The sequence below is a fragment of the Desulfobulbaceae bacterium genome (genome assembly GCA_013792005.1).
GTDB lineage: Bacteria > Desulfobacterota > Desulfobulbia > Desulfobulbales > VMSU01 > VMSU01.
In genome coordinates this window covers 1-19,173 of the sequence record VMSU01000148.1, presented here as the reverse complement: position 1 = coordinate 19,173, position 19,173 = coordinate 1, and the positions used below count along the sequence as shown (strand labels likewise).

At 53.9% G+C, this 19,173-nt stretch carries 16 protein-coding genes; 3 read left to right on the top strand and 13 right to left on the bottom strand.

Annotated features, from left to right (window positions below):
• Window positions 1-289 precede the first annotated feature (289 nt).
• From FP815_09075 to gnd, 3 genes are all read right to left on the bottom strand, one after another.
• Window positions 290-622, bottom strand: coding sequence for a 4-carboxymuconolactone decarboxylase (locus FP815_09075; GenBank protein ID MBA3015093.1), 333 nt, complete (start codon window positions 620-622; stop codon window positions 290-292).
• A 284-nt stretch (window positions 623-906) separates the two neighbouring features.
• On the bottom strand, window positions 907-2,457 hold the full coding sequence (zwf, locus tag FP815_09070) for a glucose-6-phosphate dehydrogenase (GenBank protein MBA3015092.1): 1,551 nt from the start codon (window positions 2,455-2,457) through the stop codon (window positions 907-909).
• A 21-nt stretch (window positions 2,458-2,478) separates the two neighbouring features.
• Complete coding sequence (gene gnd, locus FP815_09065) at window positions 2,479-3,387, bottom strand: decarboxylating 6-phosphogluconate dehydrogenase (GenBank protein MBA3015091.1); 909 nt, start codon at window positions 3,385-3,387, stop codon at window positions 2,479-2,481.
• 473 nt (window positions 3,388-3,860) lie between these two features.
• On the opposite strand from gnd, the gene FP815_09060 reads away from it, so the two are divergent.
• Genes FP815_09060 through FP815_09050 form a run of 3 tightly spaced genes read left to right on the top strand, consistent with a single transcriptional unit; the run spans window position 3,861 to window position 6,507 of the window.
• Window positions 3,861-5,732, top strand: coding sequence for a DUF3365 domain-containing protein (locus tag FP815_09060; GenBank protein MBA3015090.1), 1,872 nt, complete (start codon window positions 3,861-3,863; stop codon window positions 5,730-5,732).
• Window position 5,733: 1 nt separating this feature from the next.
• A complete protein-coding gene (locus FP815_09055) occupies window positions 5,734-6,318 on the top strand; it encodes a response regulator (GenBank protein MBA3015089.1) in 585 nt (194 codons plus the stop codon).
• Between the two features lie 3 nt (window positions 6,319-6,321).
• Window positions 6,322-6,507, top strand: a complete 186-nt coding sequence (locus FP815_09050) for a hypothetical protein (protein MBA3015088.1) — start codon at window positions 6,322-6,324, stop codon at window positions 6,505-6,507.
• A 201-nt stretch (window positions 6,508-6,708) separates the two neighbouring features.
• On the opposite strand, the gene FP815_09045 is transcribed toward FP815_09050, so the two are convergent.
• The 10 genes from FP815_09045 to FP815_09000 all read right to left on the bottom strand — a co-directional run bounded on the left by FP815_09045 (window position 6,709) and on the right by FP815_09000 (window position 19,076).
• On the bottom strand, window positions 6,709-8,247 hold the full coding sequence (locus FP815_09045; protein ID MBA3015087.1) for a response regulator: 1,539 nt from the start codon (window positions 8,245-8,247) through the stop codon (window positions 6,709-6,711).
• Window positions 8,248-8,263: 16 nt separating this feature from the next.
• A complete protein-coding gene (gene ettA / locus FP815_09040; protein ID MBA3015086.1) occupies window positions 8,264-9,946 on the bottom strand; it encodes an energy-dependent translational throttle protein EttA in 1,683 nt (560 codons plus the stop codon).
• Between the two features lie 87 nt (window positions 9,947-10,033).
• Window positions 10,034-10,831: a tetratricopeptide repeat protein gene (locus FP815_09035; protein MBA3015085.1), complete on the bottom strand. Its 798-nt coding sequence runs from the start codon at window positions 10,829-10,831 to the stop codon at window positions 10,034-10,036.
• Entirely contained in the window at window positions 10,828-12,723 is a 1,896-nt protein-coding gene (locus FP815_09030; GenBank protein ID MBA3015084.1) for a protein BatD, read from the bottom strand. The genes FP815_09035 and FP815_09030 overlap by 4 nt, the downstream gene beginning before the upstream one ends.
• Window positions 12,698-13,858, bottom strand: a complete 1,161-nt coding sequence (locus FP815_09025) for a tetratricopeptide repeat protein (GenBank protein ID MBA3015083.1) — start codon at window positions 13,856-13,858, stop codon at window positions 12,698-12,700. Before FP815_09025 ends, FP815_09030 begins: the two co-directional genes overlap by 26 nt.
• 242 nt (window positions 13,859-14,100) lie before the next feature.
• A complete protein-coding gene (locus tag FP815_09020) occupies window positions 14,101-15,126 on the bottom strand; it encodes a VWA domain-containing protein (GenBank protein MBA3015082.1) in 1,026 nt (341 codons plus the stop codon).
• The gene (locus tag FP815_09015; GenBank protein MBA3015081.1) at window positions 15,123-16,175 is read right to left on the bottom strand and encodes a VWA domain-containing protein; all 1,053 of its coding nucleotides are present in this window, start codon (window positions 16,173-16,175) and stop codon (window positions 15,123-15,125) included. Before FP815_09015 ends, FP815_09020 begins: the two co-directional genes overlap by 4 nt.
• The gene (locus FP815_09010; protein ID MBA3015080.1) at window positions 16,172-17,200 is read right to left on the bottom strand and encodes a protein BatD; all 1,029 of its coding nucleotides are present in this window, start codon (window positions 17,198-17,200) and stop codon (window positions 16,172-16,174) included. Before FP815_09010 ends, FP815_09015 begins: the two co-directional genes overlap by 4 nt.
• Entirely contained in the window at window positions 17,197-18,090 is an 894-nt protein-coding gene (locus FP815_09005) for a DUF58 domain-containing protein (protein ID MBA3015079.1), read from the bottom strand. The genes FP815_09010 and FP815_09005 overlap by 4 nt, the downstream gene beginning before the upstream one ends.
• Window positions 18,087-19,076: a MoxR family ATPase gene (locus FP815_09000; GenBank protein MBA3015078.1), complete on the bottom strand. Its 990-nt coding sequence runs from the start codon at window positions 19,074-19,076 to the stop codon at window positions 18,087-18,089. Before FP815_09000 ends, FP815_09005 begins: the two co-directional genes overlap by 4 nt.
• Between the last annotated feature and the right edge of the window lie 97 nt (window positions 19,077-19,173).

Sequence of the window (19,173 nt, the reverse complement as noted above, 5' to 3'; positions counted from 1 at the left end):
TCTTAACTATCGCTGGTAGAGTAACCTCAAGCGCCTCTGTCATCATGGCAGAGGCGCTTACCTTGATTCACTTTCACCTCTTTATTAAGCTCATCGGTAACTACACAGGTTAACGGTAATCAGTTATCGGTTTACGGTTAAAAGAATCATGGTTAGTCATAAATCATCGCATGATACTCAATGTCAGTGTGTTCTTAGCCATTGGCAGGACCCAATCACCGTCAACTGTCAACCGTAAACCGACAACCTGAGCAGTTACAACCAAAATACCTTTGAACCCAACATACTGTTACAGTGAAAGTTTTCCCGCGACTTTCCGCATCTGAACCCCATGCACCAGAGAGGCCCCGCCACGGATAGCCGTGGCCACATGAATAGCCTCTGTCATCTCCTCCTTATTAGAGCCCTTCTCCAGACAGGAATGAGTGTAGGCATCAATGCAGTAGGGGCACTGGACCGCATGAGCCACCGCCAAGGCAATAAGCGCCTTTTCCCGCGCACTGAGCGCCCCCTCGGCAAAAACAGCGTTATAGTAATCAAAAAATTTGTTGGCCAATTCAGGAGCGGCTTCACCGATATCGGCAAATTTACCCAGATCGGCAGGCTGGTAATATGTATCCATGGCACCATTCATTACTGTTATTATTGATGGCGTCGCAAAAAGTCCGATCGACTACGTCCCCGTCCAACACCAGCGGGGATTGAACTGAATTGCGTGGCGGTTTTGCTCGTTCGGCATACCATATGTATGGCCTCACTCACAAAACACACCCCGCGCCTTGTATATCGCATCTTTTGCTTAGCCATCCCCGGACTTTTTACGAGATTGTCATTATTAATTCGTATTCTTTTTCAATTACGCAACCATCGTATATAAACCCGAAAGTGACTCATTATGCAACACACTCAATCGATCAGCAGTCGCATCCACTCCCTGGCCGCTTCTGGTCCCCATGTTCCCGCAGGGTATTGGTGCAACATCCCTCCTGACCGAGCGCAATCACCGACGGAGATGACCGGGTCGAGAAAATCCCAAGCCAATTCGATTCCGGTTTGATCCAGAAAAAGCATCTGATCTCCTAAAATACAGTCAAGCAACACCTTTTCATAAGAATCAGAAACCTCCCCGCTCGCCACCGGATAGGTGAACTCCATATTGACCGGGCTCAGACACAGTTTTGCCCCTTGTCCCTTGGCCTGAAATCGCAGAGAAATTTTCTCCTGAGGATAGATGCCGATAACCAATCGATTTGCGACAATAGAAACCGCAAGCACCCCCGAGAACATGGAACGCGGCGTATCCTTAAATTGAACTACAATGCGGGTCCGCTTCTCCACCATCCGCTTACCCGAAACCAAATACACCGGAACCCCTCGCCACCTCCAATTATCGATAAACAACTGAGTCATAGCAAAGGTGGGGGTGCAGGAGACAGGAGAGACCCCCGGCTCCTCTCGATAGCCTGACACCGGCTTGCCATGGAGGATCCCTGCCCCATACTGCCCAAGAATAACTCTCTCGGCCATGATCTCCGGCTCAATTGACTTCAACGAACGAAAAACCTTAATCTTTTCATCCCTGACCCGGTCGGCGGCGAGTCTTGATGGCGGTTCCATGCAGGTCAAGGCCATCAGCTGCAGCATATGATTTTGAAACATGTCACGAACCACCCCGGCCTGCTCATAATAGCCAGCCCGATGCTCAACCCCCAGCTCCTCGGCCGCAACAATGCCAATATACTCGATATGATTACGGTTCCATATCGGCTCGAAGATGGCATTGGCAAACCTGAGCATCAGGACGTTCTGCACCGTCTCCTTAGCGAGATAGTGATCAATCCTGAAGACTTGCCGCTCGGCAAAATACTGGTGCAGAATGCTGTCCAAGGCGACCGCGGTGGTCAGATTATGACCAAAAGGTTTTTCAACCACCAAACGCGACCAGCCCCGTCTCTCCCCCCCTTCCTCAGCCAAGCCGACCTGCCCCAGACGACTGCCGATCGCGGCATACATGGATGGCGGAGTCGCCAGATAGAAGATCCGATTGCCGTGTGTCTTAAGGCGCTGATCAATTGCTGACAGCGTTTCAGTCAAGAGACAAAACGATGCCTCGGAATCATAATCAATGGCAACATAAGAGATTAGCGAAGCAAATTCTGGCCACCGATCCCGATGCCGTTTCTCAGAATCAGGCATGGCGGAAAAAAGCGCATTCCTAAACTCCAGATCCGTCATCTCTGTCCGCCCTGCACCGACAATGGCCAACTGCTGCGGCAGACTCCCCTGGCAAAACAAAGAAAACAGGGCAGGGACCAGCTTACGCGCCGTGAGATCTCCCGATGCCCCGAAAATGACAATCACACAGGGTTCGAGCTGAGCCGGGTCCAAGCTACAGGCACACGGCAGCGCAGAGAGAACCCCACCTCTCTCAGACTCATCCGCAATGAAGTTTGACATCACTATCAGAGCGCCAGGAATTTAAGAATCACTGGTCTTAACCGCGTGCCCACCAAATTCACGGCGGAGGGCAGCCAGGACCCGATTCTCAAACGCGTTAGACTCACGGGACTCGAATCGCCTGAACAGGGCCATGGCAATAACCGGCGCCGACACCCCGCTCTCAACAGCCTGCTGTACCGTCCACCGCCCTTCACCAGAATCATCGACGTACCCAGTAAGCTCACTCAAAGAACCATCCTTGACAAAAGCCGACTCCAGCAACTCGAGCAGCCAGGAGCGGATAACGCTGCCCTGATTCCATAGATGGGATAATGCCCCATAGTCGAGTCCTTTTCCGTATGGAGAGTGCTCAAGAATGGCAAATCCCTCAGCATAAGCCTGCATCATGCCATATTCGATACCGTTATGGATCATTTTTACGAAATGTCCAGCGCCGGTAGGCCCACAGTACATAAAACCGTCCGGCGGCGCTAAATCTTTGAGTATCGGGGCCAGGAACTCACAGATCGTCCGATCCCCCCCAACCATAGTACAGTAGCCCACGGTCAGCCCCCAAATCCCACCGCTGACTCCGGCATCGACATAGTGAATCCCCTTCTCCTGCAAGGCACCAGCCCTTCGGACATCATCACGATAATAGGAGTTGCCTCCCTCAACGATAATATCTCCGGCAGACAATGCACCTGCAAGTTCCGAAATATGTTCATCGGTAGCCTGGCCTGCGGGAAGCATCAACCAGACAATCCGGGGCGCAGTAAGCATCCCGGTCAATTCCGCAAGTGAAGCGCTTACTTCAGCGCCATCACGAGCCAGCTCTTCGGTCTTAGCGACAGTCCGGTTATAAGCCACCACCTGATGCCCGGCAGCCAGCAGGCGACGCGCCATATTGATTCCCATCTTCCCTAAACCGACCATGCCAATACGCATCGTATCCTCCACCCTTTGATGGCGTCGTAAAAAGCCCGATCTACTGCGTTGCAGCGCACTTTTGCTCATTCGGCACACCATATGTGTGGCCTCATTCGCAAAAGCACACTGCGCCTTGTATATCGACCCTTTTACTTAGCCATCCCGTGACTTTTTGCGAGACCATCAACCTTGATTATTTTAACCGTAAACCGATAACTGATTACCATTAAACCTGTGTAGTTACGCCTGAAGATACTTACTGAATGGCAATCAATCTCCACGCTACTTCCTCGCTTTCCGAACCGCCTCCACTCTGACCCTCTAACCAGAGCCAGCACAGTGACCACAGACCTCTTCATGATTATTCAGACTAGCAAGTTTTCGATGACATCGTCAACGCCAAAGGTATATACACATACATTTCCCTTGTCCATCACGAGTCCGAGGTTTATGATGGTCAGCAAACACTTACACTACAGCCAGGAGTCGTGATGACCGACCTTTACTCGCACAAAAACCGGTTCTTCAACCTCATGCGATACACCTGGACCTTGCTCGCAGTCTGGACTCTCATCGTCACCGGACTGCTGGCCAAGGAATTCCTTGATATCAAGGATTACACCACTGAGATCGCCCTGAATACTGCCCGAGCCCATCTCAATAAGGACTTTTCCTTCCGGCTGTGGGGCTCACGCCATGGCGGAGTCTACATCCCCGTGGCCGCAGACCTCCAACCAAATCCCTATCTGGCAGACATGCCGGAACGGGATATCTTCACCCCATCGGGACGGCAATTGACCCTGATGAATCCCGAGTATATGCTCCGCCACTTAAATGATACTTTTTCCGAACTGTATGGAGTGGCAGGCCATATCACCAGCCTTAAACCCCTGCGTCCGGAAAATACAGCCGATGCATGGGAGACCAAAGCGCTGCACGCCTTTGAGTCGGGAGCAAAAGAGGTCGTCGAAATCATTCGCACCAACAACGACCCGCCGATCCTGCGCCTGATGCAGCCCCTCTTTGTCAAACCTGAATGCATGGCCTGCCATGGCCACCAAGGATACCAGCTCGGTGATATTCGAGGTGGACTCGGGATCAAATTGCCCATGGCGCCCTTCATAGAGCGCACTCAAGAACAACTTACGGTCCACACAATCTCCCTGACCCTGCTCTGGGTCCTCGGCTGTGCCGGACTGCTGTTCGGCTCAGAGCACCTCCGCAAAAACACCAACAAGCTTACCCTATCCAACATTGGCATGCAGCGGGAGATCGAAGAAAGGAAACGAGTAGAATCCGCCTTACAGCGGGAGAGTTCCTTTACTTCAGCGATACTGGACACAGCAGGTGCGCTGATCATCGTCTTGAATGTTCAAGGTGAGATCATCCGCTTCAATCAGACCAGCGAAATCATCTCCGGGTATCATTTTCGCGAGGTGGCAGGCAAACTGTTCTGGGAAGTCCTGATGCCGTCCGAAGAGCGGCAGTATATCCAGCGACTCTTTACCTTCATTCAAAACAATACCTTTCCCGCCAAACTGGTCGCCCCGCTGATGACTCGTGGCAATGAACGTCGGATCATCGACTGGGCAAACACCTCTTTCCGGGACGAAGATGGCAACATCGAATACATTATCAGCATCGGCATCGACATCACCGAAGAGAAGCAGCTCCAGAACCAACTCCTTCATGCTGAAAAGCTCTCCGCCATCGGCAAGCTCTCCGCCTCCATCGCCCATGAAATCAACAACCCCCTTTTCGGCATCAAAAATGTCCTCGAACGACTGAGGGAAAAGGGGAATTTATCGACAGACAACCTCGAATTCACCAACCTAGCGGTCCAGGAATGTGATCGAATCCGAGACCTGATCAAAGATCTCCAGAATTTCAACCGGCCGACATCAGGAATAATGACCCCGGTTAATCTCCACAAGACGATTAACGACATCCTCCTGCTCTCTAAGAAAGAGATGGAGTCCTCGCACATCACCATCAAGAAACTCTACGCCACGGATCTGGGCGAAGTCCTGGCTATTGCCGACCAGATCAAACAGGTTCTTCTCAATCTCCTTCACAACGCCCTTGAGGCCATGCCAAAAGGAGGAGAGATCACCATCATCACCAAGAGTTCGGGCAGAAATGCTTTCGTCAGCATTGGCGATACCGGCAGCGGAATTTCACCTGCTGACCTCGACCACATCTTTGAACCGTTTTTTACCACCAAACCAGCAGTCAAAGGGACCGGACTTGGACTCTCAGTCACCTATGGCATTATCAAGCGCCACGGCGGCGACATCCAGGTCCAGAGCCAACAAGGCAAAGGAACTACCTTTACCATCACCCTACCCTTCGAGGGAAAATGACATGACCAAACAGACCGTGCTGCTCGTCGACGACGAAGCAATCATCCGCAAGACCCTGGCCGGCAAGCTAAGCGATGAAGGGTTCACCGTGCTCACCGCCGATGGCGGCGCCAGCGCCCTGGCCTTTCTTAACACCACCTCGATCAACCTGGTAATCACGGACCTGATGATGGAAGGCATGACAGGGATTGAGGTCCTGGAGGCAGTCAAGAGCCTCAATCCCGAAACTGCCGTTATCATCCTTACCGGATATGGGGACCTCACCTCGGCCATTGATGCCTTGCGACTGGGGGCGGATGACTACCTGCTCAAACCCTGCGACCTGAACGAACTCCTTTTCCGGATGCACAAGTGCTTAGAAAAACAGTCCTTGAAAAAAATGGTCAAACTCTATGAAGAAATCCTGCCCATCTGCCTGGACTGCAAGAAAATTCGAGACGACACCGGAGCCGAACACGGCAAAGGCGTGTGGATCCCCGTGGATCAGTACCTCACCAAAAAGGCCGGCAAGAGCATGTCCCACGGCTATTGTCCGGAATGCGGCCAGCATTTCCTGGAAAAAATTGAACAACGACTCAAGAAATAACTTATGTCCAGCCAATTTCAGCCAATGGCTTTGGCACCCATCCTGCTGAACCCCATCTACTTCGTAGTCTCGCTTCGCTATCTTTTACCTCAGCGCGGTTTAACCGTCTCAATGATTGTTACCGATAAGACCTCGCCAGGCAACCCGCGGCAGGCAGCGCCAACCCTGAAACTGGTCAACAACCAATGAAACTGAAAGGGGGGCGAAGCTCGAAATCGAAGACCATACTGTCGCGATTAGATTTTCCGACAATGAGGAGAAAGGAAACTGGGAATTATATCGACGCCCCGTGCCTCAGCGGCCCGCGTCGAACTGGATAACAGTCCACACGTAACCCATATGCAGTGACGACAACGAGAACGAAAGTGTATCCCCACAAATCCCCGACCGTCAACACCGCAGCAGCTCAGTCAAGGCCTTCTCCAGAGAGTACCCTTTGCCAAAACGCTGAGAGTAAGGGTGTGATGAGATCTGCCACTCATCACAAGCCCGAGCCAGGTGAGCGGAAATAGCGATAAACAGATGATCGATCTGCCCCTCTCCACACTCAGCATAGATAAGATAATCGCCACTACGGCTGAACAGTCGAACCACATCCTCGCCACTCCCCTCTTGGGCGTTAAACTCCTCCACCGCATCATTAAGACCCTGACCGATCTCGTCCAGGACCTGCTCAGTCAAAATCTGCCCCATACGGCGATAACACTCCGGCAGATCGACAAAGTTAGTGAGCAGTAATTCGAAAGGCCGTTCCCGTCGGCCCAAGACATGAGTATCATCGAGAAAATAGAGGTAGCGATAGTTATAAAACCCTGTCAGCGGTTCTCGGAAATAGGCCTTTCTCCGAAAGAGTTCCAGGTCCACCATGTAGTCAGCGGCAAATTCCCTGCTAATAGTCAACGGATCCCAGTCTCGCAGCACTTCATCGAGAACCGTGACCACCATCTTATCCACCAGCCCTTGCCGGGCCTCCATCCTCAGCAGGTCCAAAGCCTCATCCTTGGACATCGGTTTTTTGTAGGGACGCCGAGCGACAAATGCCTCATAGATATCCGCCACCGCCACAATCCGCACCAGAATCCCCAACGAATCGCCACGCAGTCCGTCGGGATATCCTGAGCCATTGAGGCGTTCGTGATGATGCCGGATAATAAACGCTATCCGACTGTCATGGTGCTTGCGGGTAAAAAGATCAGCCCCGACTCGGGGATGGACCCGCATCAACTTCCGATCCTGGGCATCGAATTGACCTGGCTTGAGCAGGATATCATCGGGTATCGCCACCTTGCCTATATCATGAACCAGACAGGCACGCTCCAGTATCTCCACCTCCTCCTGAGGCAACCCCAAGGCTATGCCGATCCGCTTGGAGATCTCAGCCACTCGGGTTGCATGCTCAAAGGTGTAATGGTCGCGCTTGGACAACATCTCGCCCATGGTGGCGTACAGATCGTTGATCAGCAGATCTTTGGCTTGATTAGCGGCCGCTACCTCCCGATGGGCGGCCAGGAGTTTCTCTTCGGCCTCCAGATGCTCACTGATCTCGTTCTCCAGACCCTGAATCAGCTTCCGCTCCCGGAAAATCCGACTCAGTTTGGCCTCCAACTCGTCACTTTCAAACGGTTTGGAGATAAAATCAGTGCCCCCGGCGTTGATGATATTGGAATAGACAAAGGTATCGGTGTGGCCGGTGATCACAATAACGTCAACCCCGGGATAGCTGCTCTTGACATGACTGAGAAGCTGCATTCCGTCCATCCGGGGCATCATCATGTCCGTGAGGATAACATCAAAATCAGCGGCCTGCAGACGAGCCACTGCCTCGACGCCATCTGCGGCATCCTCACACTCATAACCCAGCGACTCAAGGATTTTCACCAGAACCTTGCAGATCACCAGGTCATCGTCAACCACCAGCACACGCTTCATTGCCTCTCGTCTTACCTCAGGCCCGGGTTAAGGGCCGATATTTAATACGATGAGGCTGGCTTGCCTCAACACCGAGCCGACGTTTCCTGTCTTCCTCATACTCTGAATAATTCCCATCGAACCAAACCACCCTGCTGTCACCTTCAAAGGCTAGGATGTGAGTCGCGATGCGATCAAGAAACCACCGGTCATGACTGATCACCACCGCACAACCAGCAAAATTGTCCAGGGCCTCTTCCAAGGCCCGCAAGGTATTGATATCCAGGTCATTGGTGGGCTCGTCCAGCAGCAGCACGTTGGCCCCCTCTTTCAGCATCCTGGCAAGATGGACCCGATTACGCTGGCCACCTGACATCACACCGACCTTGCGCTGCTGCTCGGTGCCGCTGAAGTTGAAACGCCCGACATAGGCCCGGGAGTTGACCTCACGGTTGCCAAGAACAATGGTCTCCTGGCCATCGGTAATGGCCTCCCAGATCGTCTTATTGGGGTCCATCTCCCGATTTTGATCGACATAGGCCAATTTGACCGTGTCACCAACCCTGATCACTCCCGAATCCGGAGCGTCCTGACCGGTAATCATCCGAAAGAGAGTCGTCTTACCAGCGCCATTGGGTCCGATCACTCCGATGATCCCGCCCGGAGGCAGAGAAAAAGACATATCCTCAACCAGCAACCGGTCACCATAGGACTTTGACACCTTCTCGGCATCGATAACCACATTCCCCAACCGTGGTCCGGGAGGAATAAAAATTTCGATCTCATCGGCCCGCTTATCACTCGTCTGCTCGAGTAAAATCTCGTAAGACTTAATCCTGGCCTTGGACTTGGCATGTCTCCCCTTAGGGCTCATCTGAATCCATTCCAACTCTCGGGCCAAGGTCCGCTGGCGACTCGACTCCTGCTTCTCCTCCTGGTGCAGACGTTTCTGCTTCTGATCAAGCCAGGATGAATAATTTCCCTTCCAGGGAATACCTTCGCCCCGATCAAGCTCAAGTATCCAGCCGGCCACGTTATCAAGGAAATAACGATCATGCGTCACCGCAATTACCGTACCGGCATAGCGCTGCAGATGATGCTCCAGCCAGCCGACAGTCTCGGCATCCAGATGGTTGGTCGGCTCGTCAAGCAGCAGGATATCCGGCTCCTGCAACAACAGCCGGCACAAGGCGACCCGCCTCTTTTCACCACCGGAGAGGATCTTGACCGATGTCTCGCCAGCCGGGCAGCGGAGGGCATCCATCGCCATCTCCAAGCGGGAATCGAGCTCCCAGGCATTAACCGCATCCAGTTGATCCTGTACCTTGGCCTGCCGGTTGATAAGCTTATCCATCGCCACATCATCCATCGGCTCGGCAAACTGCTCGTTAATCTGGTTGAATTCCGCGAGCAGATCGACTGTGGTCTGAACCCCCTGCTCCACCACCTGGCGAACAGTGAGTGTTTCATCGAGATGCGGCTCCTGCTCCAGATAGCCGATGGTGTACCCTGGTGAGAGCGCGATCTTCCCGTCAAATTCCTGATCGATCCCGGCCAGAATCCTGAGCAGGGAACTCTTACCCGAGCCATTCAGGCCCAGAACACCGATCTTGGCCCCATAAAAATAGGACAATGAGATATTCTTGAGGATCGGCTTTTTTTCGTAGTACTTACTGACCCGCATCATCGAATAGATGATCTTATTTGCCTCTTCAGCCATGTTTCATCCCTTTCCTTTATCCATTATATGGATGATTAAATAACAAATATCGCGATACCACAATGTCAGGGGGTGTCAACAGAAAAATCAAATCATTTCCACGCTGTCTGCCGACACCCAGCACCGCCGACTATCTCCCAACTCTATATACAGCCATTCCCCTCTTTTCTCCACCAAAGAAAATACCAGACCCGCATGGAGGGGCTCATTGAAGCTTACGCTGTACGCCGAGCCATCGCCCTTGCGGGCCACCGCTTCCGTAGCAACTATAACACCCGTGATCGTCGGCCAGTAACGGTCATAGATGAGTGAGCCAGAGATCAGCACAGTCAGCGCCAGCGCTCCGGCCGTAGGCAGCCATAGCGCCTTTTTCCGATACACGGCCACAGTCAGAAGTCCCCAGAACCCGGCATTGGCCAGGACCAGAACAATGAGCCTGAATCGCGCCGAAAAATCATAATGCCAGAAGAGGAGCGTTTCTACGATCATTGTCTCCTGCTTAGGCTCAATACGATCAAGCTGCTGACTTTCGGCAAAGCGTAAATTCTGACGGAGGTTATCATCGTTCGGAAGATACGCCAGGGCTCGACGATAATTGACAATCGCCCGGCCCAAATCGTGGAGACGAAAATAGGTATTACCCAGATTATAATAAAGCTTGCCGTTAACCAACCCGTCCTGAACCAATTTTTCAAAGCGGACCAAAGCCTTGCGGTAAAGATCCGCGCTCTGAACCTGATCTGAATTTTGACTGGCCTCTTGAAAAAAGCGGCTGGCCTCATCAAGGATCTGGCTCCTGTCGAGTGGCTCTTGAGCCGATGCAAACGGAGCGCACGACAGCACGACCATAAACAAGTGCAGCAACAAAAAGAGGCCCGGTCTCATCGTCCCACCCCCTTAACCAAAAGCGATTCCAAGTCATCGGCTACCTGGACCGCCAGATCGCGCAAACGCTTGACATCACCTAGACTTAACGCCCCGGCATACTGAGACGCCTCGCACTGCTCCATCACCTGGCGCAAACGGCCAAGGAGTTCAGGACCCACTCCGGCGTGGATGAGGTCCGGCTCCACATCGACATAAGTCAAGGCCGCAGGGTTACGACGGAGCTTTGCCCCAAGATACTCCCGCATCGCAAGCCCTATCGCCTGATAGCCTGCGACTGTTTCACTGCCATCAGCAAGAGGATCAAGTTCCGTACGCAATCGGCCATAGGCTCGCCGTGCAGCTCGACCCACCGGGTCCTTACGCCCCAACCGGACCACGCCCGCTCCAACCAGAACCAGCAGAAACACCCCAGGTGGCGCACCAAGAAGAACATACCACCCGAAGTCCATCCCCACCGACCCAATCGGTGCCTGGATGGTTAAGACTTCAGGACCTTCATAATTATAGGAGATCCCTCCCTTGACGGTCGTAAGCTCCTTTTTCTCCGGCCCTGAGGGCATGCCTCCTTCGGCGTCCTGAGCCGTCACCAGCCGCGCCTCGGAAACCTCCAAGAGCACTGGCGGTGAAGAGGCCGTCTCATATCTACCTGTATCCGGATTAAAATAGGCCAAATGCAGGCTCGGAATCTGCCGAACCCCGGCGTGCCGCGCCCGGATGGTCTGGGTAAAGGTTTTGAGCACGGCGCTGCCCTCACCAGGGGCCATCTCATCGGGGACCTTAAAATCATTAACCCCCAACCCCTCCGCCAGCGATGGCAATGAGGCTCCGGCCACGGAGGGACCGGCAATTTGGATGTTCAAAGTGATGGGATCACCAATCTTTACTTTGGTGGGAGTGGCGGTTACCGCCACGGAGTACTCCCCCACCAATCCGGTAAAATCGACAGGCCGCCCCTCTTCGGGCAGAGGAAACACCTCGACCACCGGCTGATCGGAAGGAACAACCTCCGTGCGGTACACCTGGCGCGAGCGCCCAAAAAAATCGTCCGGAAACATTCCGGAGAACGGATCTCGACCACTCCCCTGACGGTAGCCGCTCAAGGCCTGACACGAAACCGTAATCTGGGGCAGAGAGATCTTTCCTGTTTCATTGACAGTGACAATCCGAGAAAAGGTTACGGTCAGATACTTTTCGCCATTCAAGACTCCCTGACCCTTCTCGGCCACGATCTCGCCGCCGGGCACCGGAATCCGAACCGAGTTATCCTGGCCAGGAGTAAGCGATGCCCTGTCATCCGCACTGATGGTGAATCTGGGATCTGAAAAAATCGGTAGGGTAAAATTGAACCCTTTGACATCCTTGCCAATATACCAGGTAACAGTCAAAGTTACCGGTTCTCCGACATAGACCCGATCCTTGCTCAGGGTCTGCCTGAGCTTGAACTCATCACTCTCCTCCGGCTGTTTGACCACGATTCGCACCGGCTGAGTCTGATACAACTGCTTGTCAATTATCACGCTCAGGGGCGGGATGACCAACCGTCCCTCTCTCTTGGAGGTCAGCTCATAATTAAAGACATAGCCCCGGTGAGAGACCCGGCTCATCCGGCCATTGATAATCGAGACCGATTCGCTGCTGTTCTGCTGACCGCCCCGGGGCTCGACCGTAAAATCAATAAGAGACGAGATATCAGGTTCTCCCGGTGAGTCGCTGCCCTCCACCTGAACCTGCAAGGTAAACGACTGGCCGACATAGACCTCCTCCTGATCCACTACTGCCTGAACCGTAACCGCAGCCCGTACAACTCCAGCAAGAGAGAGCAGCAAGGCCACCACCGCTAATCCGTGCGCTACTCCACGCATATTACCAATCCTTATCCACCGCCTCATAGCCTGTTGCCTTCTGGTTGCGACGATTGATCATATTTTGTTTTTCTTCATTCAACAGCTCCTGGGCCGTCTGATTGAGGGGTTTTTGGCCCTTGGCCTCGGCTTGCTGCTCAAGTTTATCCCCAGACTCATCAAAAGCTGGTTCGCCCTGCTGCTTCTCTTCCCCTGAGGATTTTCCCTCCTGGGCCTGATCCTTCTTGTGCTCTTGGTCTTTCTTACCCTCTTGAGGGGTCTCTTTTTTCCCCTGAAGCTGGTCCGCAGCCTGACGTATGGCCTGAGCTGCCTGGTCCTGCGCCTTGGCAGCCTCATCAGAACGCCCCTCCTGGAGCTTATCCTGTGCCTCCTGCTGCTGATTTCCGGCCTGGGTCAAGGCATCTATGGCCTCTTTCTGATTATCCGAGTCACCCATCTGCTGCCGCATCGACTGAGTCTTCTCCTGCAATGCCTGCTGACTTGCTGCGTGCTCGGTCATGGCATGATCGTCTTGTTGCTCTTTGCCCGCCTGCTCCCGGCTCGCCTCCGCCATCTCCTGCTGCTGATCCGCCATCTGCTGCAGTTCACTTGCCAGCTCCTGTTGCTTGCGCTTTTCATCGGCACTCGCCTGCTGCTGTTTACGAAGCGCCTCATGGGCCTGCTGCAGTCTGCGCTTACTGACTTCCAAGTTTCGGCCAGCCTCTGGCAAAGTGCTATCCAGTTCCAAAGCGGCACGAAACCCAGCGACACTCTCAGCAAAAGCAGTAACAGCCTGGTCCGGGGCGGTGGACTCAACCTGCTCCCCTTGACGAAAAGAGGTGTTTCCCAGATTAAATTTCGACCGGCTGATGATTTTTGGGTCTGTAGCCTCGGATGCAGCCTGCTGATAACTCTGGGCGGCACCGGTCAAGTCACCCAGCTTATAGCGGGCATTACCTAAGTTATACTGAATTTCAGGTGACTTAGGCTCCTTAGCCTCTGCCTCTTGGTAGAGTTTCAAGGCCTCCTCAAAGTTCCCGGCCGTGTAAGCGCTATTCCCTCGATTCACAAGACTGCGAGCCGATTCTGCCCAGGCTGATCCGTGACCAACAACAGTAACAAAAACCACCCAGCAAATTATCCGCAGGGAACTCCAAAACGTGTACTGTCTAATATTACTCATATCCCGTAGTATCAATTTCTAAAAAATGCGTAACTACACAGGTTAACGGTAATCAGTTATCGGTTTACGGTTAAAAGAATCATGGTTAGTCATAAATCATCGCATGATACTCAATGTCAGTGTGTCCTCAGCCATTGGCAGGACCCAATCACCGTCAACTGTCAACCGTAAACCGACAACCTGAGCAGTTACAAAAATACAGGGTGAAGAAGCATAATGCACCCATCGCTGTACCCAGATTTTCATGACTTTTCCTCTGGTTTCCGCTCTCCGATCACCCCTTCGAGGAGCAGCAGCGACAGAGCGACCGCCAGCAAGAGCTGAAATTTTTCCTCATACTGCTCAGTGGACTTAGCCTCTAACTCCTTTCTATCGGCGCTAGCGATCAACTCTTGGTACACCTCGCCTAAATTGATGGCTCCTGTCGCAACCGGCAGATAGCGCCCTCCCGGAGTGGCCAAGGCCATCGCCCGCAAGGTATCAGCGCCCAGCTTGGTCCACACCTCCTGGCCCTGATATTTCAAGAAACTCTTGCGCCCCGCCTCGTCGATCACAGGTATCCTCTGCCCTTCTTTTTCATCGCCAAGACCAATAACAATCAAACGCACCCCCAGGTCAGCAGCGGCCTTGGCCGCCTCAACCGGGTAACTCTCATGGTCCTCGCCATCAGTAATCAGGATGATATCCTTAAACTGCTTGTCCTGATCATCAAAAATATCCCGCAGCACCGTGCGGATGGCATCCCCCATCATGGTGCCGCCCCGCGATACCGCCTCGGTGTCAATCCCGTCCAGGCTCATGCGAAAGAAACCATAATCAAGAGTTAACGGACACTTGACTACGGCAGTTCCGGCAAAAGCCACCATGGCAACCCGATCCCCGGACAAGCGAGCCACGGCGTCAAGAATGGCAAGCTTGGCGTGTTCAAGACGATTAGGGGCAAGATCTTCCGCCAGCATGCTCTTTGAGACATCAAGGAGGAAGACCACATCCCGCCCAGAACGCTTAATCACCACTTCCTTGCGATTCCATGCCGGTCGGGCCAAGGCAACCACCAAGGCGACCAAAACCAAAAGCATCAGCACGGCCTTGGTCGCCCTGCGGGCACTGCTCACCGGCAACTCCGTTCGCCGCAGCATCCCCTCGGCCAAAAACAGGGCAAGAGCTGACTTCCGCCTCCTGCTGGCATAAATATACATCCCGGCCACCACTGGCACAATCGCCAAGGCAATCAGCATCGTTACATCCATGAAGCGAAAGGTATTCACGGCGCCCTCCGCAAAACCGTACAACCAAGCAGCGTCTCAATCACCAGCAAGGCCAGGGCTGTCCAGACAAAGAGGGCGAAATACTCCTTGTAATCAATATAACGCACGCTCTCCACTTCGCTCTTTTCCAACTGGTCGATCTCCTGATAGACAGCACGAAGCGCTTCAGCATCCTCAGCCATCCGGAAGACCCCGCCAGTGGACTCGGCAAGCCCGGCCAGAGTCTTTTGGTCAACTCCCTCACCGGTGCGAACCATCCGGGGACCAAACAAGGTCTGAACCTTGACCACATCGTCGCCCCCCACCCCGATGGTGTAGATCTTGATCCCCCACTGTTTCGCCAAGGCAGCCGCCTCCTCAGGGGTATGGCGACCGATATTGTTCTGTCCGTCGGTCAACAGGATGACAATCTTACTCTTGATCTGATACGCCTTGACATCGCCCTTGGTCTGCCGGGCCAGAGTCTCTTCGGCGGTCTTGAGGCGGGCCGCGGCCAAGGCAACTGCGTCGCCGACTGCGGTTCGATTCTCCGGGCTCTCCTGCGGCACCAGATGGATAGTATCAAGAAAGCCTGAGAGCGCACCATGAGCCAGCGTCAAGGGACACACAGTATCAGCGTAACGGGCAAAGGTGATCATCCCAATTAAATCGCTAGGCCTGCCATGCAAGTCCCGCGTATTTCCAGTAACAAATTCGGCAAAAACCTGCTTGACCACCTCAAGACGAGTCATGGCCCGGCCATCAAATTCCATCTCCGCGCCCATGCTGCCGGAACGATCAACCACCATTTCAATCGCCACCCCCCGACTGGTCTCCTCAATCTTTTCTATCCCTGCCTGAGGCCGGGCCAGGGCAATAATAATCAAGGTCAAGGCCATAAGCCGTAACAAACGAGGAAGGTGCACCAAGCGGCAACGTAAGGACTCACCGGCAGGCAAGAGGCTTAGGTCGGAAAATCCCAAGGCCAATCGGGAACGGCGCCACCAGAAGATCACCACCAGCGGCAGGATCAAAAGGGCAAACAACACCAGAGGATTAGCAAATCTCATCCCGCACCTCCCCCGGTCTCGGCAGGAGTCGGCTCAGTCTCACGGATAAAGCGGCGACAGAGTTCGACTGCCTCCTCTGCCTCGGATGAAGCGGGGATATGGCAGGCAAATTTCACTAAATCGCAGTGGGTGAGAAAATCACGGAGCAACCGTTTATGACCAGGATCGGACATGGGACCGACAGCGACCGAGCCCAACTCGACAAGAAACTCCTCGGTAGTCCGCTCCGGCGCCCGGAGACCAAAACGCTGTTCAATATAGTGGCGGATGATATCGGATAAACTCTGATAGAAGGCGGTGATTTGACCTTGCGCCAGCAGGTTTCCCTTTACCAACCGGTCCAACGCTTGATAGGCCAGAAGATGCGCAGGCAAGGGTAGAGGGGGAATAATGCCCCTCTTTTTCCGACGCTGCCAGAGATACCAGCAAGCCATGAAGAACAAGACCACGACAAGAGCCACCCCTGGCCACAGCCATGGACTGACCGGCTTATCGAGGGGAGGGGCGATGTCACTGATGGAATCGCCCCGATCATCCTTGCTCAGCAGACTTTCGATGGATACCGTCACCGGTTCCGTCTTCACGGTGACCGGCGTGGCTTCACTCTCCGTCTTTTTCCAGGCATCAACGATGAGAACCGGGACCTGGCCGCTGCCGGGGGCAACAGGGTCAAGGACATAACGCTTGGTTACAGCAATCCGCCCAGAGCCAGTCAACTCAGCCCCAGACTCCTTGACCGACTCCACCGTAAACCCCGGAAAATCTTTCAGCTCGTCAAACTTGACAGCATAGTCTTCGCCTGTCTCTGCACGAAGTTCTACTGTCAGCTGCTCAGTGACGTTCAGTCGCTCCCGGTCAAGCTTCAGCACAAGGGTCAGTGGCTCCGACCCAAATTGCTTGACCACGACAGGTGGTGTGGACACATCCGTAGACTTCTCGGGCTGACAGCCAGCAATGACTGCACCCGCCACGAACAGCGTAATCAACAATCCAATACGAAATACCATGCCAATCAATCTGTTCAATGCCGCCGCTCCCGTCGCTTGAAGAAACGGACCAAATCATCGACATGCCCCACCTCCCTGCCCTCGCCAGAGTCAAGGACCACGGGAATATGATCAACGGCCATGGCACCAAAGAGCCTCTCCAGCCGTTGCTCCCGCTGCCGTGCCTGCTCCTGATACCGGGCAATGAAGGTGGTATCTGAGGTGTCCACCAACCGCGTCGCGCCGGTCTCGGCATCGGCAAGTTCAATCAGTCCGATGGCTGGCAGCGACCGCTCATGACGATCAGTGATGGAGATGGCGATTACGTCATGTCGTCGGGCCAGGTAGCCCAGAGGCTTGCGAAAATCAGGGGCCAAGAAATCGGAGAGCAGGAACACCACCCCCCGCTTATGGGCAACCCGCCCCAGATACTCCAGGGCAAGGGCAATATCAGTTCCTCTCTCCTCAGCATGATGGCCCAACACCTCACGAATAATCCGCAGGACATGAGATCCCCCCTTGCGAGGCGGGATGAACTTCTCAATCCGATTAGAGAAAAGGAGGAGTCCCACCTTATCGTTATTCTTGATGGCGGAAAAAGCCAGCAGCGCGCAAAGCTCGGCCGCCACCTCGCTTTTGCGCTTGACGACCGAACCGAAACTTCCGGAAGCAGAGATATCGACAGCGAGCAGCACTGTCAGTTCACGCTCCTCGACATAGCGCTTAACAAAGGGGTGACCGTGGCGGGCAGTGACATTCCAATCGATAGTGCGCACATCATCACCAGGCTGATACTCCCGCACCTCATCAAATTCCATGCCCTGGCCCTTGAACACACTCTGGTATTCCCCAGCCAGAACATCATTAACCGCCCGCTTGGTAAAAATCTGGATGAAACGGATCTGCTTTACCAGCTCACTTGAGATCATGGCACAGCAACGGTATCAAAAATCTGACGAATAATATCTTCCGAGGTCTTGTCTTCGGCCTCGGCCTCATAAGTGACGGTCACCCGGTGACGCAGGACGTCCATCCCGATGGTCTTGACATCCTGCGGGGTGGCATAGCCACGGCCTGAGAGGAGGGCGAAGGCCTTGGCCGCCATGGCCAGAAAGATAGTGGCCCGGGGCGAAGCCCCGTATTGAATAAGGTGGCCGATGGTAAGTCCATAGGCTGCCGGATTGCGGGTGGCCTCCACCAAGGATACGATATACTCCTCAACCTTGACATCGAGATAGATACTGCGGGTAAGCGCCCGCAGCCTGACGATATCGTCAAGTCCAACCACCGGGGCCACAATCGGGGCATCACTCCCCCCTGCCACCAAACGAAGGATCTGCTGCTCCTCCTCCCGACTCGGATAGCCGACCGTGAGCTTCAACATAAAACGATCAATCTGGGCCTCGGGCAAACGGTAGGTGCCCTCCTGCTCGATCGGGTTCTGGGTCGCCAGGACCAAAAACGGCTCAGGCAAAGTATAACTTGCGTCCCCAATGGTGACCTGACCTTCCTGCATCGCCTCAAGCAAGGCGCTCTGAACCTTGGCCGGGGCTCGGTTTATCTCATCAGCCAGAATAATATTGGCAAAGATCGGCCCCTTGCGGGTGGTGAACTCACCACTCTTGGGATTAAAAATCAAGGTGCCGATCAAATCACCCGGCAAAAGATCCGGGGTAAACTGAATCCTTTTAAAACTGGCCTGTACCGCCTGGGCCAGAGTGGTCACGGTCTTGGTCTTGGCCAGACCCGGCACCCCCTCGATCAACACATGATTATTGCACAGCAGCGCCACCAACAGCCGCTCGACCATCGCCTGTTGGCCAATAATCACCTTGCCAATTTCCCGACGAACAAGCTGAAGCAAGGCGCTCTCCTGAGCCACCGCCTCTCCTATCTCTCTGACATCAACTGACATGGAATCCCCTCAACTCTATTCTTAATTGTATTATTTTCGTAACTATCCACCTTCTGACCCAGAAAGGTGCCGAAGCCCAGAACCGTAACTGTTCAGC

Excerpts from the sequence above, each read along its gene's own strand:
- FP815_09075 (MBA3015093.1), bottom strand. The coding sequence starts at position 622 with ATGGATACATATTACCAGCCTGCCGATCTGGGTAAATTTGCCGATATC.
- zwf (MBA3015092.1), bottom strand. The coding sequence starts at position 2,457 with ATGTCAAACTTCATTGCGGATGAGTCTGAGAGAGGTGGGGTTCTCTCT.
- gnd (MBA3015091.1), bottom strand. The coding sequence starts at position 3,387 with ATGCGTATTGGCATGGTCGGTTTAGGGAAGATGGGAATCAATATGGCG.
- FP815_09060 (MBA3015090.1), top strand. The coding sequence starts at position 3,861 with ATGACCGACCTTTACTCGCACAAAAACCGGTTCTTCAACCTCATGCGA.
- FP815_09055 (MBA3015089.1), top strand. The coding sequence starts at position 5,734 with ATGACCAAACAGACCGTGCTGCTCGTCGACGACGAAGCAATCATCCGC.
- FP815_09050 (MBA3015088.1), top strand. The coding sequence starts at position 6,322 with ATGTCCAGCCAATTTCAGCCAATGGCTTTGGCACCCATCCTGCTGAAC.
- FP815_09045 (MBA3015087.1), bottom strand. The coding sequence starts at position 8,247 with ATGAAGCGTGTGCTGGTGGTTGACGATGACCTGGTGATCTGCAAGGTT.
- ettA (MBA3015086.1), bottom strand. The coding sequence starts at position 9,946 with ATGGCTGAAGAGGCAAATAAGATCATCTATTCGATGATGCGGGTCAGT.
- FP815_09035 (MBA3015085.1), bottom strand. The coding sequence starts at position 10,831 with ATGAGACCGGGCCTCTTTTTGTTGCTGCACTTGTTTATGGTCGTGCTG.
- FP815_09030 (MBA3015084.1), bottom strand. The coding sequence starts at position 12,723 with ATGAGGCGGTGGATAAGGATTGGTAATATGCGTGGAGTAGCGCACGGA.
- FP815_09025 (MBA3015083.1), bottom strand. The coding sequence starts at position 13,858 with ATGAGTAATATTAGACAGTACACGTTTTGGAGTTCCCTGCGGATAATT.
- FP815_09015 (MBA3015081.1), bottom strand. The coding sequence starts at position 16,175 with ATGAGATTTGCTAATCCTCTGGTGTTGTTTGCCCTTTTGATCCTGCCG.
- FP815_09005 (MBA3015079.1), bottom strand. The coding sequence starts at position 18,090 with ATGATCTCAAGTGAGCTGGTAAAGCAGATCCGTTTCATCCAGATTTTT.
- FP815_09000 (MBA3015078.1), bottom strand. The coding sequence starts at position 19,076 with ATGTCAGTTGATGTCAGAGAGATAGGAGAGGCGGTGGCTCAGGAGAGC.